General features: G+C 71.5%; 14 protein-coding genes. 9 read left to right on the forward strand and 5 right to left on the reverse strand.

All coding sequences use genetic code 11. The features are described from left to right. The first annotated feature begins 252 nt into the window (after positions 1-252). The 3 genes from IT371_20015 (at position 253) to IT371_20025 (ending at position 4,317) form a co-directional block, all read left to right on the forward strand. Positions 253-2,139 (forward strand): serine/threonine protein kinase, encoded by a 1,887-nt coding sequence (locus IT371_20015; GenBank protein ID MCC6749962.1) that lies wholly within the window; start codon positions 253-255, stop codon positions 2,137-2,139. A gap of 51 nt (positions 2,140-2,190) precedes the next feature. Beyond that, positions 2,191-2,655, forward strand: a complete 465-nt coding sequence (locus IT371_20020; GenBank protein MCC6749963.1) for a universal stress protein — start codon at positions 2,191-2,193, stop codon at positions 2,653-2,655. Positions 2,656-2,922: 267 nt separating this feature from the next. Further along, the gene (locus IT371_20025) at positions 2,923-4,317 is read left to right on the forward strand and encodes a hypothetical protein (GenBank protein ID MCC6749964.1); all 1,395 of its coding nucleotides are present in this window, start codon (positions 2,923-2,925) and stop codon (positions 4,315-4,317) included. Between the two features lie 68 nt (positions 4,318-4,385). On the opposite strand, the gene IT371_20030 is transcribed toward IT371_20025, so the two are convergent. Then, on the reverse strand, positions 4,386-6,329 hold the full coding sequence (locus IT371_20030; GenBank protein MCC6749965.1) for a DUF3604 domain-containing protein: 1,944 nt from the start codon (positions 6,327-6,329) through the stop codon (positions 4,386-4,388). A 222-nt stretch (positions 6,330-6,551) separates the two neighbouring features. Here IT371_20030 and IT371_20035 point away from each other — a divergent pair, with 222 nt between their 5' ends. Continuing rightward, the gene (locus tag IT371_20035) at positions 6,552-7,862 is read left to right on the forward strand and encodes a hypothetical protein (GenBank protein ID MCC6749966.1); all 1,311 of its coding nucleotides are present in this window, start codon (positions 6,552-6,554) and stop codon (positions 7,860-7,862) included. On the opposite strand, the gene IT371_20040 is transcribed toward IT371_20035, so the two are convergent. Together IT371_20040 and IT371_20045 are read right to left on the reverse strand one after the other, a co-directional pair. After that, complete coding sequence (locus tag IT371_20040; GenBank protein ID MCC6749967.1) at positions 7,859-8,572, reverse strand: hypothetical protein; 714 nt, start codon at positions 8,570-8,572, stop codon at positions 7,859-7,861. The two genes, IT371_20035 and IT371_20040, sit on opposite strands and share 4 nt — an antisense overlap. A 16-nt stretch (positions 8,573-8,588) precedes the next feature. Beyond that, positions 8,589-10,994, reverse strand: a complete 2,406-nt coding sequence (locus tag IT371_20045; GenBank protein ID MCC6749968.1) for a carbohydrate binding family 9 domain-containing protein — start codon at positions 10,992-10,994, stop codon at positions 8,589-8,591. A gap of 125 nt (positions 10,995-11,119) precedes the next feature. Between IT371_20045 and IT371_20050 the strand changes: the two genes are divergently transcribed. From IT371_20050 to IT371_20070, 5 genes are read left to right on the forward strand one after another with little or no spacing between them, the layout of a single operon-like run. Continuing rightward, on the forward strand, positions 11,120-14,431 hold the full coding sequence (locus tag IT371_20050) for a cyclic nucleotide-binding domain-containing protein (protein MCC6749969.1): 3,312 nt from the start codon (positions 11,120-11,122) through the stop codon (positions 14,429-14,431). A gap of 36 nt (positions 14,432-14,467) precedes the next feature. Then, positions 14,468-15,946, forward strand: a complete 1,479-nt coding sequence (pap, locus tag IT371_20055; GenBank protein MCC6749970.1) for a polyphosphate:AMP phosphotransferase — start codon at positions 14,468-14,470, stop codon at positions 15,944-15,946. Positions 15,947-15,954: 8 nt separating this feature from the next. Continuing rightward, entirely contained in the window at positions 15,955-16,740 is a 786-nt protein-coding gene (locus IT371_20060; protein MCC6749971.1) for a patatin-like phospholipase family protein, read from the forward strand. Next, positions 16,737-17,432, forward strand: a complete 696-nt coding sequence (locus IT371_20065) for a hypothetical protein (protein MCC6749972.1) — start codon at positions 16,737-16,739, stop codon at positions 17,430-17,432. The genes IT371_20060 and IT371_20065 overlap by 4 nt, the downstream gene beginning before the upstream one ends. A gap of 8 nt (positions 17,433-17,440) precedes the next feature. Further along, positions 17,441-18,301, forward strand: coding sequence for an RluA family pseudouridine synthase (locus IT371_20070; protein ID MCC6749973.1), 861 nt, complete (start codon positions 17,441-17,443; stop codon positions 18,299-18,301). A gap of 43 nt (positions 18,302-18,344) precedes the next feature. On the opposite strand, the gene IT371_20075 is transcribed toward IT371_20070, so the two are convergent. Further along, the gene (locus tag IT371_20075) at positions 18,345-19,136 is read right to left on the reverse strand and encodes a class I SAM-dependent methyltransferase (protein MCC6749974.1); all 792 of its coding nucleotides are present in this window, start codon (positions 19,134-19,136) and stop codon (positions 18,345-18,347) included. A 40-nt stretch (positions 19,137-19,176) separates the two neighbouring features. Further along, the gene (locus IT371_20080; protein MCC6749975.1) at positions 19,177-19,980 is read right to left on the reverse strand and encodes a hypothetical protein; all 804 of its coding nucleotides are present in this window, start codon (positions 19,978-19,980) and stop codon (positions 19,177-19,179) included. Between the last annotated feature and the right edge of the window lie 8 nt (positions 19,981-19,988).

Below are 19,988 nucleotides of genomic sequence, written 5' to 3' on the forward strand. Positions count from 1 at the left end.
CCCACGATGCCGACGCGGTCGCGCTCCTCGAGCACGAAGGAGACGCCGCTGAGCAAGCGGCGCGAGCCGAAGGACTTCTCCAGCGCCTGGGCGGTGATCAGCGGAGGCATGGGGGCAGACTACCCGACAGCCTGGGGGAGGAACAGCGTTCGCGAGGGTCGGCGACGCCGGCGCGTCCTCCGGGTCTGGTTGACAAGGTGCCGGTCTGGCTCACATCGTCGACCTGTGGGTGCCCCGCGCGATCAAGAAGTAGTGGCCGAAGGCGAACATCTGTTCCACCCGCGGCGGGTGCCGCCGGAGTCTCGCGCGCTCGGCGGATATCGCCTGATCCACGAGCTCGGGGCCGGGGGCATGGCCACGCTCTATCTGGCCACGGACGCGGCCGGCCGACTGGTAGCGGTGAAGCGCCTGCACCCTCATCTCGCCCGAGAGCGGGCTTTCCTCGAGATGTTCTCGGACGAGGCGATGATCGCGGCCCGCATCAGCCACCCGAACGTGTGCAGGGTCTTCGGTCTGGAGCAGGTGTCCGGGCAGCTCTTTCTGGTGATGGAGTACGTCCACGGCGAGAGCCTGGCCGCGCTGAGCCACGCCCTCCACCGCGGGACGAGCACCTTCCCGGTGGAGCTAGCGCTGCACCTCGTCGGTCAGGCTTGCCTGGGGCTGCACGCCGCGCACGAGCAGACCGACGCGGAGGGGCATCCGCTGCAAGTCGTGCATCGCGATATCTCACCGCAGAACCTGCTCGTGACCTACGAAGGCGAGCTCAAGGTCGTGGACTTCGGCATTGCCTCCGCGCTGGCCCGCTTGCACCACACCGAGGTCGGGCTGATCAAGGGCAAGCCGGCCTACATGGCGCCGGAGCAGGCGCGCGGGGACGGAGCCGTCGACCGGCGGGCGGACATCTTCGCCCTCGGCGCCGTGCTCTACGAGCTGCTCTGCGGGGTGCGCTGCTTCGCGGGGGATAGCCCCATCGAGGTGCTCCGGCGCGTGCAGGCAGGAGACGTCACGCCCCCACGCGAATATCGCCCGGAGCTGCCCTCGGTTGTCGAGGCGCTACTAGTCCGCGCGCTGGCTCCGCGCCCCGAGGAGCGTTTTGCCACGGCGGAGGAGCTCTACCGGCACGTCGACCGCGCCATCTTCAGCGTCGGCGCCGACATGAGCGCGCGCGCCATCGGAGACCTCATGCGGCGCACCCTCGCTCGACGCTACGCCATTCGCGAAGAGCTGCGCGCCCTGGCCTTCGCCGCGCCGGAGGTGCTCGAAGACGAGGATCTCGAGGCCACGCTCATCGGGATGCCCCAACCTCCGCTCGCACGCTGCGAGTACTGCGGCGCCGGCTTCGGCTCACCCGAGCTCGTGCTGGCCCATGTCGACGGTTGTGAGCAGCGGGCCTGGTGGGAGCGAAACGTCGCCGCTCTTCGCCCGGCGCGCGAGGCTGGGGACCCGGAAGACCTCCGCCAACGCTTCCCCGCTCCAGGGGAACAGCACCACGTGCGGGAGGGTCTCTGGCAGCGTCTTCGCCGACGTCTCGGCTCCGAACGGCGAGCTCCGATCGTGGTACGCCTCGAGACGGTGAACGCCCGACTCGGCCGGGTGCACGATCACGTCGCGAGTCAGCTTGCCGCGCGGGCGATGGCGGCGCTGCTCAGCATGGTCGCCGAGATCTCCGAGGCGAGGATCAATGCCGCGCCCTTGCTCGAGAGGCTGAAGCCGAAGCTCATGGGGTGCGCGAACGTGGCTCTGCGGGTCACTCTCGAGGCCGAGACCGGCGCAGCCTTCCTGTCCTACACGACGGACCGCGATCTCGCTGGGGAGGTTTCGGCGCTGGAGAAGCGCCTGGCTCGGGCCGGGAGCGAGAAGTTGCGCGGCGAGCTCGGACAGGAGGTGCAACGCAAGCGGGCGCTCACGGCCGAGCGCGAGCGGGTCGCGGTGCGACGCGAGAGGTTGCTCTCGCTGCTGGAATTCGTCGTAGACGCGGTCGAGCTCACCCACGCGAAGGTGCTGGAGGTGGTGGCCAGCCCGGCGATGGGAGAGAGCCAGGCCGACACCCAGATCTCCGTCTTTCTCGAGTCGCTCCTGCGCGACGTGGAGCTCGAGGGGGCTGCGCTGCACGAGGCGGACGCCGCCCTCGACCCCTGACGAGGCGCACCGAGGCCGTGGTAGGCTCGCCGCGCTGAGGAGGCGCCCGCCATGAAGCCCATTCGCAAGATCCTGCTGCCCACGGATTTCTCGCCGCCCTCGTCGGAGGCGTTGACCTACGCCGCCGACCTCTGTCAGCGCTACGGGGCGGAGTTGACCATCGTGCACATTTACCAGCCGGTGGCCTACGCGCTCCCCGAGGGCTTCGTGCTCTACTCGGCGGAGCGCTTCGCGCAGATGCTCGGTGAGTGGGGCAAGTGGCTCGACGAGGCCAAGAGCGAGGCCGAGCGCCTCGGCGTGGCGCAGGTGCAGGCCTCGCTCCAGCAGGGGACGCCCTTTGTCGAGATCGTGCGGCTCGCGCGAGCCGGGGACTTCGACTTGATCGTGATGGGCACCCACGGCCGCGGCGGCGTCAGGCACGCGCTGCTCGGGTCGGTGACGGAAAAGGTGGTGCGCAAGGCGCCTTGCCCCGTCCTCACGGTCCGCACCTCGGAGCAAGGCTTCGAACACCCCTGAGACGCGCAGGATCCGATCCCTGGGAGCGCAAGGGCCACGCGCGTAGCGTGCACGCTACGACTTCCCGGCCCAGGGCCCCGGGAAGCCTTCCGCGGTGCCGCGTAATCCCACCAGAAAACCCGGGTCGGGCAGGCCCACGTCTTGGCGCGTCGCTTGCTAATTCCACCTCCCAGACGTCGTAGACGCACAAAAGGGAGGTACGCCGTGAGAAGAGTGCTTGGAGGAGTCGGTTGTCTGTTCGTCGTTTTTTCAGGGTGCTCGTCGGGGGTGATCGAGTTGCCCATCGGCGACACGAGCTGGAAGCTCACCTCCCTGCCGGATCAGGCGCTGGTGGATGAGCAGCACGTCCAGTTCGGCAGCTACCCGAATCCACGGGCCGTACAGTGGATGAAGGTGACGCTGCAGCAGGACGGCCGGCTCTGCGCCAACGACGGCACGAAGAGCTGGTGCGGCGGTCCGCTTCAGGGGATCCCGTACCTGACGGTGCTGAACGTGCAGGAGGGGTACTACTGCGTTCGCGTGGTGGACATCTTCGGCAACAACGTTCGCTCCGGTTGCACCACCGGCACTCCGTCGACCTACTCCGGCGTCACGCCCGACATCGCGCCTCCGACGCAGCCCGTGGGCAGCGGCCAGCCGGGGACCACGCCGACCGAGCCCGTGCCGGGGTCGGGCGGCACCGATGGTACGCCTCCCGCGAGCGGTGGGTCGTCGGCCGCCACGAAGGACGACGTGGCGGTCGGGATCCAGCTCGTGGTCAACGCCATCAACACGAGCCTGGGCAAGATCGGTCTCAAGTCGCGCATCACGGCGCCGACCAGCAAGGGCCTGCTGGACTTCCAGGCCGGTGACATCACCGTGGGGCAAGGTACCTGCAAGGACGTGGCGGACTACCTGAAGTCCGAGTTCAGCGACGATCACCCGGGTACGGACGACTGGGTCTTCGGCGCGCCGGCCATCGAGGAGTGCCTCAAGGAGGGGCGCTGCCGGGTGGGCCAGATCGTGACGCGAGCGATGGCCGAGGCCTGCACCAAGATCCCCGCGGGCAGCCAGGCGGCGAACGTGCAGACGGGCATCGTGGGGGCGGGTGGCAACGCGGTGAAGCAGCTCTGCAACAGCAACAACGCCGAGATCGAGAAGTGCGTCGGCTCGCCGCTGGTCCTCGACCTCGCGGGCGACGGGCTGCAGCTTCAGGGGCTCGAGGGTGGGGCCTCCTTCCCGCTCATCGGCTCCTCGAGCCTGTCGGTCGGGTGGCTCGCCGGCTCGGACGATGCGCTGCTGGCGATCGACCTGGACGGGGACGGGCAGATCACGAGCGGGCGCGAGCTCTTCGGCGAGGCCACCGGTGGCTGGGCCCCGAACGGCTTCGCGGCCCTGGCGCGCCTCGACGCGAACCACGACGGTGTGGTCTCCGCCGAGGACCCGGCCTTCTCGCGCCTGGTCGCCTGGCGCGACAACGGCGACGGCCGCTCCGCGCCGCACGAGCTCATCTCGCTGACGAAGCTCGGCATCCAGAAGATCTCCGTCTCCTACGATCGGAAGCCCGAGCTGGATGCCCACGGCAATCAGCTCGGTCTGTTCGGTGGCGCCCAGCGGGCGAACGGCACCTCCGTCTCGGTCGTTGACGTGTGGTTCCGGATGCGCCACGACGCGAAGCGCTGAGCCGCGGGTGCGCCTCCGACCTCCCTCGGGGGCGCACCCCAAGCTGGCTCCTCCTCGTTACAAATCGGTCAGCGGGTCCAGACGGGCGACGTGATGGCCCGCTCCTGGATGGCGCTCGGCATCCGGTGGTCGCTGCAGCTCGGGGGACGCTGGTTCTCCGGCAGCGCCAGGCACTCGAAGGCGCTCCAGCGACAGCTCGGCTCCTCCAGCACGCGGGCGTAATAGAACGCTCGTTCGCCCGGCCGATACGAGGTGTCACGAAAGAGGGCGCAGAGCCGGCGCGCGCCCCGCGAGTTGCGGGGACGGCAGGTCAACGGGTCCACGCTGGCCTCGGGACCGGTGGCGCCGGCCACGGTGAAGACCTGCTCGCGCCGCTGACCGTCCTCGCCGACCCAGCCCTTGACGATCTGGAGCTGCGCGAGGGGCGTACCGGGGTGCGCGTCGTTACCGGGGTCGGCGAGCGCCTCGACGACGAGCTGCGGGACGCTGGAGGGATCGGCCACCGGCGGTAGCACGCTCCCCATGGGGACGCCCTGCCGGTAGCCCTGCGCGGCGAGGTCGCGCGCGTCGCACAGGTCGTCGGCGAAGCCCCAGCCCCCGAAGAGGCGCACCTGGAGGCGCGGCCCGCTCGTGCTGTAGACCTCGCGCCTGCGGATCGCCTCGAAGATCGCGTCGCGCGAGCGCTCCACGGCCCAGACGGCGGCGAGGCCGCCCGGGTTGTTGACCCAACCGCGGTGGGTCAGGTTCCCTTCGCCCAGGCGATCTGCGGGCGCGTCGTCGGCGATCCCGACGTGACCGGGGAAGCCCCGCTCGGTGACGTGGCCCGCGATCCCGTTGTGGGTGTCGGTGCTGCCGAGCGCGCCCAGGCGGAGCGGGTTCGTGCCGGTGCGTCGGTCCTCGCGCAGCCCCTCGAGGAGGAGGCCGCGGAAGAAGTCCAGGCGCGAGACGCAGCCCAGGTCCTTGACCCCGCCGAAGCCGGTGCCGTCGCCGCAGTCCGGCAGGGGTCCTCGTCGCAGCTTCTCGAAGTCGCACTGCGGGTCGGGGGGACCGTCGAGCCCGTTCGTGCACTCCATGTCCCCCTTGTGCTGCATGATCTCCACCACCGGCTCGAGGCGGGCGCGCAAAGCGAGGGCGCGTTCTTTTTCCTTGCCGGCCTGGGCCTCGAGGGTCTTCAGGGAGAAAAGCGTACCGTTGCTCCAATTCGAGTTGTGCGGGATGAGCAGCACGTCGCAGCCGGTGCCCGCCTGCAGACACTGCGCGTCGAGCGCGTTCCAGAGCGCGGGGGGCTTGGGACGCTCGTAGTAGCTCACGGGCAGCGCGACGGTCTGATCGTTGCGGAAGATGACGTTGCGGTGCTGGTTACTGAGCTGCGGGGTGGCGGTGTACTCGTAGCCCAGGAAGGCCACGAAGCTGCACGCGCTCGAGCGGTCGTTGGCGCTGGCGGCGGCCTCGCGGAGCTCGCTCCAGGCCCGACCGGCGGCCGTCGCGCACGCTGCGCCATCGGCCCCGCAGATCTCCGTCGACCGGTGCCCTCCGGCGGGGTCGACGAGCTTGGTCCCCCAGGCCGTGACGGCGTTCTCGTCGCCGGCGCGAAACTCGCGGCAGGCGGGGCTGTCGTAGGTGGGGCTGCCGGGGGTGCGACAGACCTGCACCTCGCCGAGGTACTCCGCGTGGTCGGTGACCGCGGCGAAGTCGAGAGGGCGGTCGAGTCGCACGGGCCGGGTTCCGCGTCCGTCGCTTCCCCGAGGGGGCAGCAGCAGCGTGGTGCCGCCGCGCGCGAAGGCGTAGCTCTGCGCGGGGGCCACGGCGAGCTCGTAGCCGTTCGCATCCCAGGAGAAGTGGGTGTGCACGTGCAGATCGCCGAAAAGGAGCTGACGGGTGGGGCTTCGTGCGGTGCAGGGGGCGCGCTCCTCCGTGTAGCGCACCTCGCTGCCCAAAGGGGCTTCCTCGCCGGGGGCGTTGCACGCGGCGACGAGGAAGAGCACGGGGGCGGCGAGCGCTCGGGGACGCACGGCGGCACTCTACTCGCTGCGGTGTGCGGCGTCGATTCCCCTCGGGCCGGGTGGCTCGACCGCGAGATCTCACCCGGCGACGGGCGCCTGCACCGACGCCTGGTCACGCGGTGACCATGTGGAGATCGGTGACGTAGACCTCCGCGACTCCGCGACACGGAGGTCGGTTGTCCGTCGGCACTCGGCTTTCCCGCGGGTACGGTCCCTGCAGCGGCACCGCGCATGCTCCGGCGCCGTCGGGCGGTCCTCTTCGCTGCAACGATCCTAGCCCTCGCCTGGGGGCTCCTCGGGGGGGCGCCCGCCGAGGCGCGTCGCTTCCTCGACGCCATCGACGACGCTGACCGGGCCATCCTCCGCGACCTCTACGACGGGCAACTACTCGACGGAGCGCCCTTCGGCGCCAATCAGAATACGGGCGTCCTGTTCAAGGTGAAGGTGGTGCACGAGGGGCGCGTGCGCTGGGCCCTCTTCAAGCCCCGCGTCCTGGGGGACCGCGAGGGGTGGGGCCGGACCCCGATGGAGGTAGCCGTCTTCAAGCTGGACCGCATCCTGGGGCTCAACCTCGTGCCGCCCGCGGCCTACCGTCGCGACGTGTGGGTGGCCGGCCGCTACTTCGCCGAGGGAGCGCTCTCGCTCTTCGTCGAGGACGCGCACCCGGTCTGGCGCGTTCCCGAGGCCGACTGGCATCCGCGGCGCGAGGCCTTCAGCTCGGACCTCCGGGTGCTGCAGGTGCTGGTGCACGATGGGGACCACGAGAACGGAAACAACATCGTGCGGGCGCGGCACTGGAAGGACGGCCGCTACCGGGTGATCAAGGTGGACAACGAGGCGGCGCTCAGGCCGCAGGCCAACGTGCGGCTCGAGTACAACGGCCCCACCTGGGGTGCGGTGACGCGGTTTCATCGGCGCACCTACGAGCGGCTGCGCGAGCTCTCCTTCGGGGACCTGGCCGGCGACCTGCGGGAGTTCCTCTCGGACGCGGAGCTCCGGCGCATCCTCGTGCACCGGGACGGGCTCGTGCGCCACATCGAGGAGCAGGTGGCGCGGCGACCCGACGTCTTTCTCGCCGAGGAGGAGATCGGGTTCGACGGGCGGCTGCCCGTGGGGCGGCGGGCGAGCGAGGCCGAGGTCGCCAAGTTCGGGACCCTTCTCGCGCGGCGCGGTGTGCGGCTCGAGTGGGTGGAGCGCCTCCCCGGTCGAGGCCGACCGCTCGGCCGCACGAGCCTGGGCCCCGAGGGGATTCGCGTTCAGTTCGTCCGCCCCGCGGGCGAGGCCCCGTATCTCGCCACCCTCGTCGAGGAGCTCGTTCACGTGCAGCAGCTTCTGCGGCTCGCGCGGCGCGAGGGAGGCTTTCCGGGGGCGTACCGGCTTCTCTCCTCGAGCGCGCGCACGCTCGGCCAGGCGCGGGCCTCGATGGAGGTGGAGGCGCTCGGTCGGGTGCGGGCCTTCGTGCCCCTTTCGCGCGCGGAGGCGCTGCGCGTGTGGCGGCAGGCGCGACGCGAAGCCCGTCGCGGCGACGCGTTGACCCGCTAGGGCTTCGCCTTCACGGACACCACGTCCATCTGGACGAACTGCCCATCGTAGGGCTTGGGGTCGGGGGGGACGCCCGGCACCACGATCGGCTGCCCCTTGTCGTCCTTGTTGATGATCTCGCGGTTGTCGAGGGACTCGGCGACGAGCTCCACCTTGGCGCCCCCCTTGACCTCGATGGTCTTCGTGTAGTCGAGGCTGAAGCAGCGCGTGATCAACGAGGCCCCCCGGTTCAGGTAATAGGTCTCCTTCGGGTCCGAGAGGGCGAGGGCGTAGATGTTGTAGGTGTCGCCAGCCGGCGTGCCCCCGACCTGCCAGAGCGCCCCGTCGTTGGTGCCGCCGTTGTAGGTCTTCTGCTCGACGACGCCGCGGAAGCGCAGCTCGACGAGGTAGGTCTTGCTCGAGGCGCCGCCGAGGGTCGCGGAGTGGGTCACCTTGGGAGACGTCGTGCAGGCCGTCCCATCGGAGGTGCCCGAGGTGCACGGCAGGTCCCAGCGCAGCCCGGAGAGCGTGGCCGCCACGTCGGTGCAGGTCTTGCCGTCGCCTTCGTAGCCCGGCTTGCAGGTGCACTTCGCCGCACCTCCGTCGGGGATCGCGCAGGTGGCATTCGTGCTGCACCCGGCCTTGGCGCAGGGGTCTCCCGCGTCGGCCGGGGCAAGGGTGTCCCCCTTCGGACCCGCGTCGGCCTTTGGACCGGTGTCGGCGCGTGACAACGGAGGCGGAGGGGGCTCAGAAGTTCCAGCCGTAGCTCACCTTGAGCAGGAGGAGGTGTGTCTGCGGCCGCGCGGCGAGGTCGCGGAGCTCGCCGAAGAGCTCGAAGGGCTGGGGTCCGCCGGTGCGGTCGAGGCCGCCGTCCAGCTTGTAGACCAGAAAGGCCGCGGTGCCGTCGCCGAGGTCCCAGCGCAGCACCGCGTTCAGGAAGAGTCGCAGGACGGAGAAGTTCGCGTCGAGGCGCAGCGGCGTCTCGCCGAGCGTGGTGCTTCCGTCGGCGAGCTGCTGAAGCTCCTGCGCGCGCGGGTAACGGCCCACGCTGTAGAGGAGCTGCGCGTAGAGCTGCAGCACGAGCGCGCGGTGCAGGGCCAGCGTGGCGCCGGGTTTCACTTCGAGCTCCTCCTGCGAGAGCGCGGCGAAGAGGTAGCGGTCGCGACCCGCCACGGTTTGCGTCTCGACCCAGCGGGTCAGGTCGCGTTTGAGGCTGACGCGCCCGTAGACGGAGAAGCTCAGCCGGTCCCAGAGCGCGGTGGCGGTGAGCGTGCCGAACCAGCCCGCTTCGAAGCCGCCGCTCTCGAGGCCGAGGGTGAACGTGCTCTCGCCGAAGACGCGCCGCGTGGGGTCGGTCTTGCCGCCAAGCCAGACGTACGGCTCGTAGGGGCGTCCGTAGGCGGGGCCGCCCCGCGTCTCGCGATCGTCCCAGGAGAAGAAGCGCACTCCGCCGCCCGGCCAGAGCTCGAGGCGGTTGCGGAAGCGCCACCAGGTGTCGAGCTCCACGCGCCGCTCGAAGGCCAGCTCGGGTCGCGTCATGTTGAAGGCGTAGGTCGCGCGCAGCGTCGCCGCGTGGTCGAGGAGGCGCCGGGTGGGGGAGGGGAGGCGGTGCTGCAGGTGTCCACGGAACAGCACCATGTTGCGCCGCCAGAGGTAGCCGACCGCGTTCGGATCGAAGCGCGGCGAGTAGGCCTCCGTCTCGAGCCAGTACCGCACGCGCGGGGCGCCCATCAGGCCGAGCTGGCTCACGAGACCGAGGCCGAAGCCGTCGGAGGTGTGGCCGAGGGCGGTCTGCCCGGTGGCCTGCCAGCCGCCGTGACTCCGCAGGTCCCAGTCCAGGCCGCCGACGTAGGCGTCGGTGTCGGTGACCTCGCCCGGGCGGGTCAGGCCAGTGACGAGGGCCCCCACGTTGCCCACGCGCCCGAGGCTGACCTTCAGGCGGGCCGCACCGTAGTGGCTGCCCGGCGAGGCGGCGAGCGGCAGGCGCTGGCCGGTCGGCAGCGCCTCGACCGCGCTGGTGGGGAGCACGGTGGCGCTAAGGAGTCCGTAGGAGACCGTCTCGGACTGGCCGAGCACCTTGAGCGCCTCGAGGATGCGGGCCTGGGTCGGGAGCTCGACGATCTTGCCGCCCCTTTCCGGGTCTGGTTCCGGGGGCGCGGCGCCGATCCGTCGCGTGTGCAGCAGCGTCATCGGCGTGCGGAAGAGCTCCGCCCCCTCGACGAAGAAGGGGCGTTTCTCGCCGTAGAAGCTCTCCGTGGGGCTCAGGTTCACCACGGCAGGGTCGGCATCCACCTGGCCGAAGTCGGGGTTGAGGCTCGCGACCGCAAGGAGCTCTCCGGCGGCGTTGTAGCGCAGGTCGAGGCCGCCGCTCGGGAAGAAGGTCCCCGGCGGGCGGAGCGTGTCTTCCCCTCGGCCGAGCTGGAGTTCTGCCCCGAGGTAGGGCTGTAGCCGCCACGCCCCACGGCGTTGTAGACCGCGCAATCCGGTGAGATCGGCGAAGCGCGAGACGAAGGTGTTGCTGTCCTTCGGAATCACCGGGAAGAAGCTCTCCTCCTGCCGGCGTTGCAGGTTGCGGAAGACGCAGAGTCCCCAGCGCTGGAGCGGCTGGTCCTGGACGGGCAGGCTCGAAAAGGGGATGCGGAGCTCTGCGCCCCAGCCGCCCGCGTCGACGGACGCCGCCGCGCGGAAGACCCCGTCCCAGGCCGTGTCCAGGTTGGTCTCGCCGGAGACCGTCCCGTCCATCACCACGCCCGAGGCGTTCACCCCGAAGGCGAAGGCGCGCTCGCGGCTGAGCAGCGGGTCGAGAAAGACGACCACGGCATCCGAGTCGGGCATGCTGTCCCTGCGGGCCAGCGCGCGCCGAATGCGGCCAGGTTCGCGGTCGTGGAGGCGTATCGCGACGTAGAGCGCGTCGTCGTCGTAGGCCACGCGCAGCTCGGTCCGCTCGCTGGCCGGCGCGCCCGGATCGGGGCGCCGCTGGACGAAGGCTCCGACCGCAGGGACGCTGCGCCAGGCTTCGTCGTCCAGGCGCCCGTCGATGCGCGGCCGCGAGGTCAGCCGGTAGGCGGTGACCTCGGGTCGTTCGGCGAAGCTCAGCGTTGGCGCCGCAGCGACGAGGGCGAAGAGGGAGACGGGGACGAGGGCCCGCAGCACGGGCGCATCTAACGCGGCTCTCGGCGCCGCGTAAAGAGAATCATGATGGGCCGCGCGCTCCGCATGCGTCGTCCCCTCGCGTCGGCGCGCCACCTGCCGCCCTTTGCTGCTACGATGCCGGGCCGATGCCTTCGCCCGTCGCCGGGACCCCCGACCCGGGTCCCTCCGGACTTCGCTTTCTCGCCGATGCGCTCCTCGTGCGGCCGGGAGAGGAGCGCCGGACGCTGCTCCTCTTTCTGCACCTCTTCCTCGCTTCCGCCGTGTTCGTCATGGGACGCACGGTGCGGGACACCCTCTTTCTCAGCCGGTACTCGCTCTCGGCGCTGCCGTGGATGTTCGTGGGCTACGGCGTGGCGTCGGCTCTCACGGCCGTGATCTACGCCCGCGCGGCGGACCGACTGGCGCGGGACCGCATGATCGTCGTCTGGTGCGGCCTCGGCGTCGCGAGCTATCTCGGGGTGTGGGCCCTCGCGCGGGCGCAGGCGAGCTTCATCTACCCCGTCTTCTACGTGTGGGCCGAGGTCTTCGCCAACCTGCTCATCTCGCAGTTCTGGACCCTGGCGAACGACCTGCACGACGCCCGGTCGGCGCGGCGCCTCTTCGGCACGATCGGCGCGGCGCGCGTCCTCGGCGTGATCGTGGTCGGGCTCGGCACCGGGGCGATCGTGCGGGTTCTCGGCACGGCGCAGCTCCTCTTCGTGCTCGCGGGACTCATGCTGCTCATCGGGGCGCTCGCGCTCCGTCTCGGTCGCGAGCCGAGGGTGACGCAGGCGCCCAGCCGGCCGCGAGGGACCTCCCGCCGGAAACCCCCGTCCATCCTGCGCGACGGGTACGTCGTGGCCCTCTCGCTGATGATCCTCTTCGCCTTCGCGGCGCTGACGATCGGAGATTTCCAGTTCAAGGCCATCGCGCGGGCCACCTACCGCGAGGACGACCTGGCCCGCTTCTTCAGCTTCTTCTATGCCGGCACGGGGATCGTCTCGTTTCTCTTCCAGCTCTTCGCCACGCCCCGGCTCCTGGCTCGCTTCGGCGTGGCCCTCGGCATGAGCGTCATGCCGGCCGTCTTCGGCGCGGCGAGCGGCGTGCTGCTCGGGCTTCCCACCCTGGTCGTGGCCACGGTGATGAAGTTCGCGGACAACGGCTTCCAGTACACGATCCACGAGACGACGATGCAGGCGCTGTACGTCCCCTTTCCCGCCGGCCAGAAGGTGCGAACGCGCGCCCTGCTCGACGCGGTGGTCAAGCCGGTGGCGTACGGACTCGGGGGCGTGGCGCTGATTCTGCTCGCGCGACCGCTCGGGACGGTGAAGCTGTCGTGGGTGGCGGTGGGGCTCGTGCTGGGCTGGGTCGCGCTCATTCCGGTGGTCCGGCGGCGCTACCTGACCACCCTCGAGAATACGCTGCGGGCGGGGGCGCTCGCGCACCTCGACGAGGAGCCGGTGCTCGACGCGAGTCGGCGCAAGGCCCTGCTGGGCGCATTGAACGCCGCCGACGCGCGGGTGGCGCTCGCAGCGGCGGACGAGCTCGGCGCGACCGCCGAGACGGAGGTTCGGGCCGCGCTCCTCGAGCGCCTGACGCACCCGGAGCCGGCGGTGCGCATCGCGGTCCTCTTGCGGTTGACTCCGCTCGCGGCGGGAGGACGGGCTCCGGAGCTCGCGCTGGGCGTGGGGCGAGCGCTTGCCGATCCGGTGGCGGAGGTGCGCGCGGCGGCAGCGCTGGCGCAGGCCGAGCTCGGACGGGACGACGCCGTGGAGCAGCTCGCTCCGCTCTTCGACGATCCCTCCCAGACGGTGCGGGTCTCGGTGCTGCGGGGCCTCCTCTCCTTCGGAGGCTTCGAGGGCGCGCTGGCCGCCGGCACGCGCGTGGCCGGGCTCCTCGCATCGTCGGCTGTGGAGGATCGTATCGCGGGGGCGCGGGCCCTCGGGGGGGTCGGTCCGTCGGCGGGGCGACGCGTGGGGCTGCTCCTCGACGACCCCGACCTTCGGGTGCGGCGAGCGGCGCTCGAGGCGGCGCGAGAGATCGGAGACGCGCGCCTCGTGCCGCGCCTCGTTTCGGCGCTGCGCGACCGGCCCACGCGCACGCTCGCCGCGTCGGCGCTGGGCGGGGCAGGCCCGGCGGCCGTGAAACCGCTCTGCGAGCTCCTCGCCGACGTGCGCGAGGAGCGCGGCATCCGACTGGTCCTTCCGCGCATCCTGCGGGCGATCGGCGGTCCCGAGAGCTACGTGGCGCTGCGGGCGCAGACGGACGACGCGGACCCGCACATTCGCTTGAGGGTCTTCTCGGGGCTCTCGCGCCTGAGGGAGAAGCTGGCTCGCCCGCCCGAGCCGCTGCCCCAGGTGCGCACGTGGATCGAGCGCGAGGTGGTCTGGGTCTACGAGCTCGTCTCGGGCTACGAGCGAGCGCGCGAGCTCCTCGGGACACCGCTGTTCGACGAGGAGGTGGGGATGGTCGCGCTGCGCGGGGCTCGGCGCGTGCTCCGGATTCTGGAGCTGCGCTACGCGCCCGGTCCGCTGCGGCTCGTGCGCGAGCGGGTCGAGGATCCTCTGCGACGGGCCAACGCGCTCGAGGTGCTGGACACGAATCTAGAGGCGTCGCTTCGCCCGCTCGTCATGACCTTCTTCGACGACGTGCGGGTCACGGAGAAGATGTCGCGCTCCGGGGTGGGGAAAACGCCGGACCCGGACGCGTTCCTCGAGCGACTGTTCGGCGCGGCGAACCCGTACCTGGTCTTCGTCGCCCTCGACGCGCTGTCGCGGCACGGGCACGGCACCGCTGGGGCTCGAGCCCTCGGTGCCGTCGCTCACGCGGACCCGCTCGTCCGCGAAGGGGCGCTGCTCGGTCTGGTGCGACTACGGCCGGAGGGTACCTCCGAGGCGCTGGATCGCCTGGCGCGCGACGGAGATCCGGTCGTGCAGAGCCTGGCGGGGCGTGCGAGGGAGCGTCTCGCACGCCCGTTCGACGGGGAGGAGCCGATGTATTCGACGGTAGAAAAACTGCTCATCCTGCGCGCGGCCCCTCTCTTCGGCCGGCTCCGCAACGAGGACCTCGTGCCGCTCGCCCGCGTGGCGGAGGTCGAGACCATCGGCGCGGGCGAGGAGATCTTCGAGGAGGGGGACCTCGGGAACGTGCTCTACGTGGTGGCCCGTGGCAAGGTCGCGATCACGCGCGCGGGGGGCCTGCTCGCCGAGCTCGGGCCCGGAGAGACGTTCGGCGAGATGTCGGTCCTCGACGCGGAGCCGCGCAGCGCGGGGGCGAGGGCGGTCGAGGCGACGGAGCTCCTCTGCATCGGGAGCGAGGAGTTCTACGAGGTCCTGCACGAGCAGGTGGAGATCGCCGAGGGCGTGATCCGCATGCTCAGCCGGCGGCTGCGAGAGGCCAACCAGCGCCTCGAGGAGGCCGCAAACGGCTCGGGCCGGACCGGCGCGAGAGAGCTTTAAGCGACCGGAGAGCCGTGAGCGACGGGAGAGAGGGACATGTTCGAATCGGCGGAGCTAGGGCATCGGATCGAGCAGAAGACCTTCGAGCGCGAGGAGGGGAAGCTCAGGGTGGCGCTGCTCGACGCGCAGCACGACCTGAGGGAGGCGGGGCGGTTCCCCGTGGTGATCTTGATCGGCGGCGTGGACGGCGCGGGGAAGGGCGAGACGGTGAACCTGCTCAACGCGTGGATGGACCCGCGGCTCATCCAGACGCGGGCCTTCGGCGAGCCGAGCGATGAGGAGGAGGAGCGTCCCCGCATGTGGCGCTACTGGCGCGCGCTGCCGCCGAAGGGGCGCATCGGCATCCTCTTCGGCTCCTGGTACACCGACCCGATCGTGGACCGCGTGCGCCGGAAGCTGAAGACCGCGGCGCTCGACCGCGAGCTCTCGCGGATCGTTCGTTTCGAGAAGATGCTGGTGAACGAGGGGGCGCTGCTGCTGAAGTTCTGGTTTCACCTCTCCAAGGAGAAGCAGCGACGGCGCTTGAAGGCGCTGGCCAAAGACCCGCGCACGCGCTGGCGCGTGACCGAGACCGACTGGGATAACTTCCGCCTGTACGACACCTACCGCGCCGTCTCGGAGCACGTCCTCCGCCAGACGAGCACGGGCGAGGCGCCGTGGGTGGTCGTGGAAGGCGAGGACGCGAACTACCGGAGCCTGACCGTGGGCCGGGAGCTCCTGGCCGGGATCCGCGGGCGACTCGACGAGAAGCGGCCCTGGCACGCGCGCTCCGAGGCCGCGCCGCTCCTCGCGCCGCTCGATGGGGTCCAGGTGCTGGACCGTCTGGATCTGACGCAGCGGCTCGGAAAGGCGCGCTACGAGAAGGAGCTCGAGAAGTGGCAGGGGCGGGTAAACCTGCTCACCCGGCGGTCCTCGTTCCGGAAGCGCGCGGTGGTGGCGGTCTTCGAGGGCAACGACGCGGCGGGCAAGGGGGGCAGCATTCGCCGGGTCACTCCGGCGCTCGACGCGCGGAACTACGACATCATCGCCGTCGGGGCGCCGACCGAGGAGGAGCGCGCGCAGCCCTATCTGTGGCGCTTCTGGCGGCACCTTCCGCGGCTCGGCCGAGTCACCATCTTCGACCGCTCCTGGTACGGGCGGGTGCTCGTGGAGCGCGTGGAGGGCTTCTGCTCGGATGCCGACTGGATGCGCGCGTACCGCGAGATCAACGATTTCGAGGAGCAGCTGGTCGAGCGGGGGATCGTGGTGGTGAAGTTCTGGCTCTCGATCAGCAAGCAGGAGCAGATCGCCCGCTTCCGGGCGCGCCAGAAGATCGGCTTCAAGCGCTTCAAGATCACCGAGGAGGACTGGCGTAACCGCAAGAAGTGGGACGCGTACGCGCAGGCGGTGAACGACATGGTGGAGCGCACGAGCACCGACCTCGCCCCGTGGACGCTCGTGGAGGCGAACGACAAGCACTTCGCGCGCATCAAGATCCTGCGCACGCTGGCGGGTGCGCTGGAGGGCTCGCGATGAACGTGCGCATGAAGCGGGCGCCGACGCTCCGCGAGTGGCTGGCCGAGGAGCCTTTCGGACTCACGCTCTCGGCCGGATTCTTCGCCTTCTACGCCCACGCGGGGATGCTCTCGGTGCTCGAGGAGGAGGGGCTGCTGCCGCGGCGACTCTCGGGCGCCAGCGCCGGGGCGCTCGTGGCCGGCCTCTGGGCCGCGGGGATGGACAGCCGGGCTCTGCGCGACGAGCTCCTCCGGCTGCGGCGAGAAGACTTCTGGGATCCGGCGCTCGGGCCCGGGCTCCTGCGCGGGCGTCTCTTCCGGGCGCGGCTCGAGGCGCTGCTCCCGGTCTTGACCTTCGAGCAGTGCCGGGCGCGGCTCGCCGTCTCCGCCTTCGACCTGCTCTCGCGCAGGACGCGCGTGCTCTCGGCCGGGGCGCTGGCGCCGGCACTGTGTGCCTCGTGCGCGCTGCCGGGGCTCTTCCGGCCCGTGTGGGTCGAGGGGCGGCCGTTTCTCGACGGGGGCGTCGCCGACCGGCCGGGCCTCGCCGGCATGCCGACGGGGAGCCGCGTCCTCTATCACCTGATCACCTCGCGCTCGCCGTGGCGACGCAAGGGGAGCGCGGCGCTGAGTGTCCCCGAGCTCGACGGGGCGATCACCCTCGCGCTGACCGGCCTCGCCCGCGTGAACCCCTTCCGCCTCGATCGTGGGGCGGCGGCGTTCGAGCAGGCTCGGTCGGGAACGCTTCGGGCCCTCGATCAGCCGCTCGAAGGGCGCGCGGTGCGGGTTGCAGTAAACAGCCACGGACGCACGGGGTGAACATGCTCACTGGTCGCCGTCTTCGAACCCTCTCTTGCATCTTCCTCGCCTTCGCCGCCGGCTGCGAGGCGCGTTCCGCGCCGGTGGCGGCTGACGCTGGCGTAGCTCGCGACGCGACCCTTCAGCCCGACGCCGCGGCGGGAAGCGATTCGTCGGCGCGCGATGGCGCGTCGGGGCGCACCGACGCGCGGCACGACGCGCGCATCGACCCGCTCATCGACAGCGGGCTCGCGGGCTGTCCGCCGCTGCCGCCGCTCGACGGGCAGGGGTGCGCTCCGGAGGGGACGCGCTGCCCGTACAACACGAGCGCCTTCAGGTACTGCGGGAGCGTCCACGAGTGCTACAAGGGCCGGTGGGCCAGGGTCTACCGGACGCCCGATTGCCCCGGGACGAACACCTGTCCGGCCGCACAGCCCAGCGGGGATTGCGCGCTCGGTGCCCCGGAGTGCCTCTACGGGGAGAAGGTCTGCACCTGTCGCCACGTGTGCAGCGGCGTGCGGCCGCCCCCGGGGAAGGAGTACGCCTGGGGCTGCGGCGTGCCACCGGCCGCGGCGTGCCCCGCCCAGGTTCCGACCGACGGCGCGGTGTGCAGCGCCAACGGCGTGACCTGCCAGTACGGGTCCTGCGGCGGCTCGAGAGCCGACTGCCAGGCCGGGCGCTGGAAGGTTGTCTTCATCCCCCCACCTCCGTAGACGATCAGATGTCTTCGCCGCTCCGCCTGATCGACCACCTGCGGGCCCTGGGTTACGCGAACCGCGCGGCGCGCGACCTCCTCGAGACGGGGAAGGTCGCGTATCACGGGGTTCCCACCGCCGACGGGGGGAGACAGGTCGATCCGGCGCGCGTGGTGATCTCGCCCAGCGCGCCCCGGCTGCGTCCGAACCGCGACCTGGCCGTGGTCTTCCACGATCGGCACCTGGCGGTGGTCTACAAGCCGCCGGGCATGCTGGCGGTGGAGGCTCCCGGTCGGCGGCGCGAGGGGAGCGTGGTGGGCCAGGTGCGCCGCCTCTTCGGCGCGGGTCACGCGGTGCACCGCCTCGACGAGCCGACCTCGGGCCTGATGATGGTGGCGCTGACGGAGGCCTCTCAGCGGGAGATCAAGGAGATCTTGTTCCGCCACGAGGTCAGGCGGGTCTACCTCGCGCTCGTCAGCGGTCACTTCCCGGCGGCGCCGTTCACCGTGGCGACGCAGCTCGTGCGCGACCGCGGCGACGGGCTCCGCGGCAGCGACGCCGACGGAGACGACGAGCAGGGCAAGGAGGCGGTGACGCACTTCCGCCTCGTCGAGCGCCTCGGCCGACGCGCGTCCCTCGTCGAGGCCACGCTCGAGACCGGGCGCACGCACCAGGTGCGCATCCATCTCTCGGAGCGCGGCTTCCCGATCCTCGGGGACCGCCTCTACGGCCCGCGAGGGAGGGAGCTCCCCGCCGAGCGGCTGGCCCTCCACGCCGCCGAGCTCGGCCTCCGCCATCCGGTGAGCGGCGAGGCGCTGCACTTCGAGGCCCCGCTGGCCGACGACCTGGAGCAGCTGCGACGGCGCCTGGGCCACGCGCAAAGCTGAGCCGCTCGAATCCGTCCGAGGCCCCGACGAGCCGGACGGGGGGTCAGCTTCGCCGCACGCCGTAGAAGTAGCAGCCGCGCCCGAAGGGGCGAAAGGGGTAGGTGCCGTAGGTCCACTTCCAGGCGTCGCCGAGGGGGCGGACCATGGCGCGCAGCTCCGCCTCGCCGTAGATGCGGAGCGTGCTCACGAGTCCGTCCCAGAGGGCCACGGAGAGGCCGATCGGCGAGCACCAGGTGAGCCAGGCTTTGGCCAGCCGATGCCGCGGGGCGAGCAGCGGGTTGGCGAGCAGGGCGGCGAGGCCCGTGGGCGCGAAGGCGCCGAAGTGGACCGGGCTGCGCTCGAAGGATTCGGCCACGAAGACGCCGGGGGCGTCCTCGGCGGCGCTCTGGAGGATCGACGCGGCGAGGTGCGGCGGGAAGTGGTGCAGCGCATTGATCACCACGCGCGCGCGGCCCCGGCCGAGCTCCTCCGGGATGCGCGTCGCGTCCACCGGCTCGGGCACGAAGTCCACGATGCCGGGATGGGCGGCGCGGATCGCGGCCCAGGCCTCGGGTTTCGGTTGCAGATCGGTGAGCAGGAAGCGCGGAGGCTCTACCCCGACGCGCAGCAGCTCCTCCGCGAGAAGCTGCGCCGGTGCCCCGGCCCCCGCGCAGAGGTCCAGCACCTCGCGCGCGCCGCTCGCCTCGAGAAACGCGCGGAAGGGGGGCACCAGGTCGCGGAGCATGTGACCCCACGCGATGGCGCGGCTGAGCGTCTCGATCATCGTCTCGCGGAGCGGCTCGGGGGCCCAGAGCGCGTCGTTGAACTCGAAGAGCTGCAGGCGGGGCAGGGGCATGGCCTTCTCCTGGTGCGCCGTGCTGGCGGCGGGCCGGTCGTCAGCGCAGCAGGTCGTCGTCCCCGAAGGAGCAGGTCAGACGATCCGGGATCGCCCGACCGAGCCGGATGGCGAAGACGAGCTCCTCGCCCTGTTGCGACGGGGCCTGGGCCCCGAGGGGGGACTCGGGCTTGTACTGGCCGTCCCCGCGCACGCAGCGAAACGTGCGCACCTTGCCGAAGGTGCGCTTCCACCAGCCGGGGCGGCTGCGGGGCAGACGGACCTCCACGGCGAGATCGAAGTCCGGCGCGAGCGTCCAGCCCTTCAGCGGCCAGAGGTGCTGCTCGAGCCGGTGGAGAAAGCGTCCCTTGCTGAAGTAGCCGTGCCCGCGCTCCTCCGCGGAGAGCCCTTGCGCGTACGAGAGCTCGAGGCGGGAGGTCCCCGCGGGCAGCGTGGCCTCGAACGCCGCGCGCACCAGCTTGCCGAGCAGCGGACGCTGCGGGACGAGCTCCTTTTCGCGCGGCGAGCGCGGGACGAAGGGCAGGCTCGCCACCCGCACCTCCTTGCCGTTGACCCGCACCGTCCGGCCGATCGCGCCTTCGGGAACGAGGAGAGCGAAGACGCATCGCTCGGCCGACGCGGCGTGCACCTCGTAGGTGGCGCGGAGCGAGCAACGCTCGCCGTCGCAGCGGGCCGCGAGCCCTGCTCGTCGCAGCGTGGCTTCGCCGGAGAGGAGCATCAGCCCGGTCGAAGCCGGACGGTCGAGGATCACCGGTGCGCGAAGGTTCGCCCGGGCCGGCGCGCCGCCGGTGACGAGAGCCAGAGCGGCGAGCGTGAGGACCGCTGCGCGGTGGCCGTGGGGCATGGGGCGGG

The sequence above is a fragment of the Deltaproteobacteria bacterium genome, from assembly GCA_020848905.1.
In the GTDB taxonomy this organism is placed as follows: domain Bacteria; phylum Myxococcota_A; class Polyangia.

Coding starts and splice junctions, on each gene's coding strand:
- IT371_20020 (MCC6749963.1), top strand. CDS start 2,191: ATGAAGCCCATTCGCAAGATCCTGCTGCCCACGGATTTCTCGCCGCCC.
- IT371_20035 (MCC6749966.1), top strand. CDS start 6,552: ATGCTCCGGCGCCGTCGGGCGGTCCTCTTCGCTGCAACGATCCTAGCC.
- IT371_20050 (MCC6749969.1), top strand. CDS start 11,120: ATGCCTTCGCCCGTCGCCGGGACCCCCGACCCGGGTCCCTCCGGACTT.
- pap (MCC6749970.1), top strand. CDS start 14,468: ATGTTCGAATCGGCGGAGCTAGGGCATCGGATCGAGCAGAAGACCTTC.
- IT371_20060 (MCC6749971.1), top strand. CDS start 15,955: ATGAAGCGGGCGCCGACGCTCCGCGAGTGGCTGGCCGAGGAGCCTTTC.
- IT371_20070 (MCC6749973.1), top strand. CDS start 17,441: ATGTCTTCGCCGCTCCGCCTGATCGACCACCTGCGGGCCCTGGGTTAC.
- IT371_20075 (MCC6749974.1), bottom strand. CDS start 19,136: ATGCCCCTGCCCCGCCTGCAGCTCTTCGAGTTCAACGACGCGCTCTGG.
- IT371_20080 (MCC6749975.1), bottom strand. CDS start 19,980: ATGCCCCACGGCCACCGCGCAGCGGTCCTCACGCTCGCCGCTCTGGCT.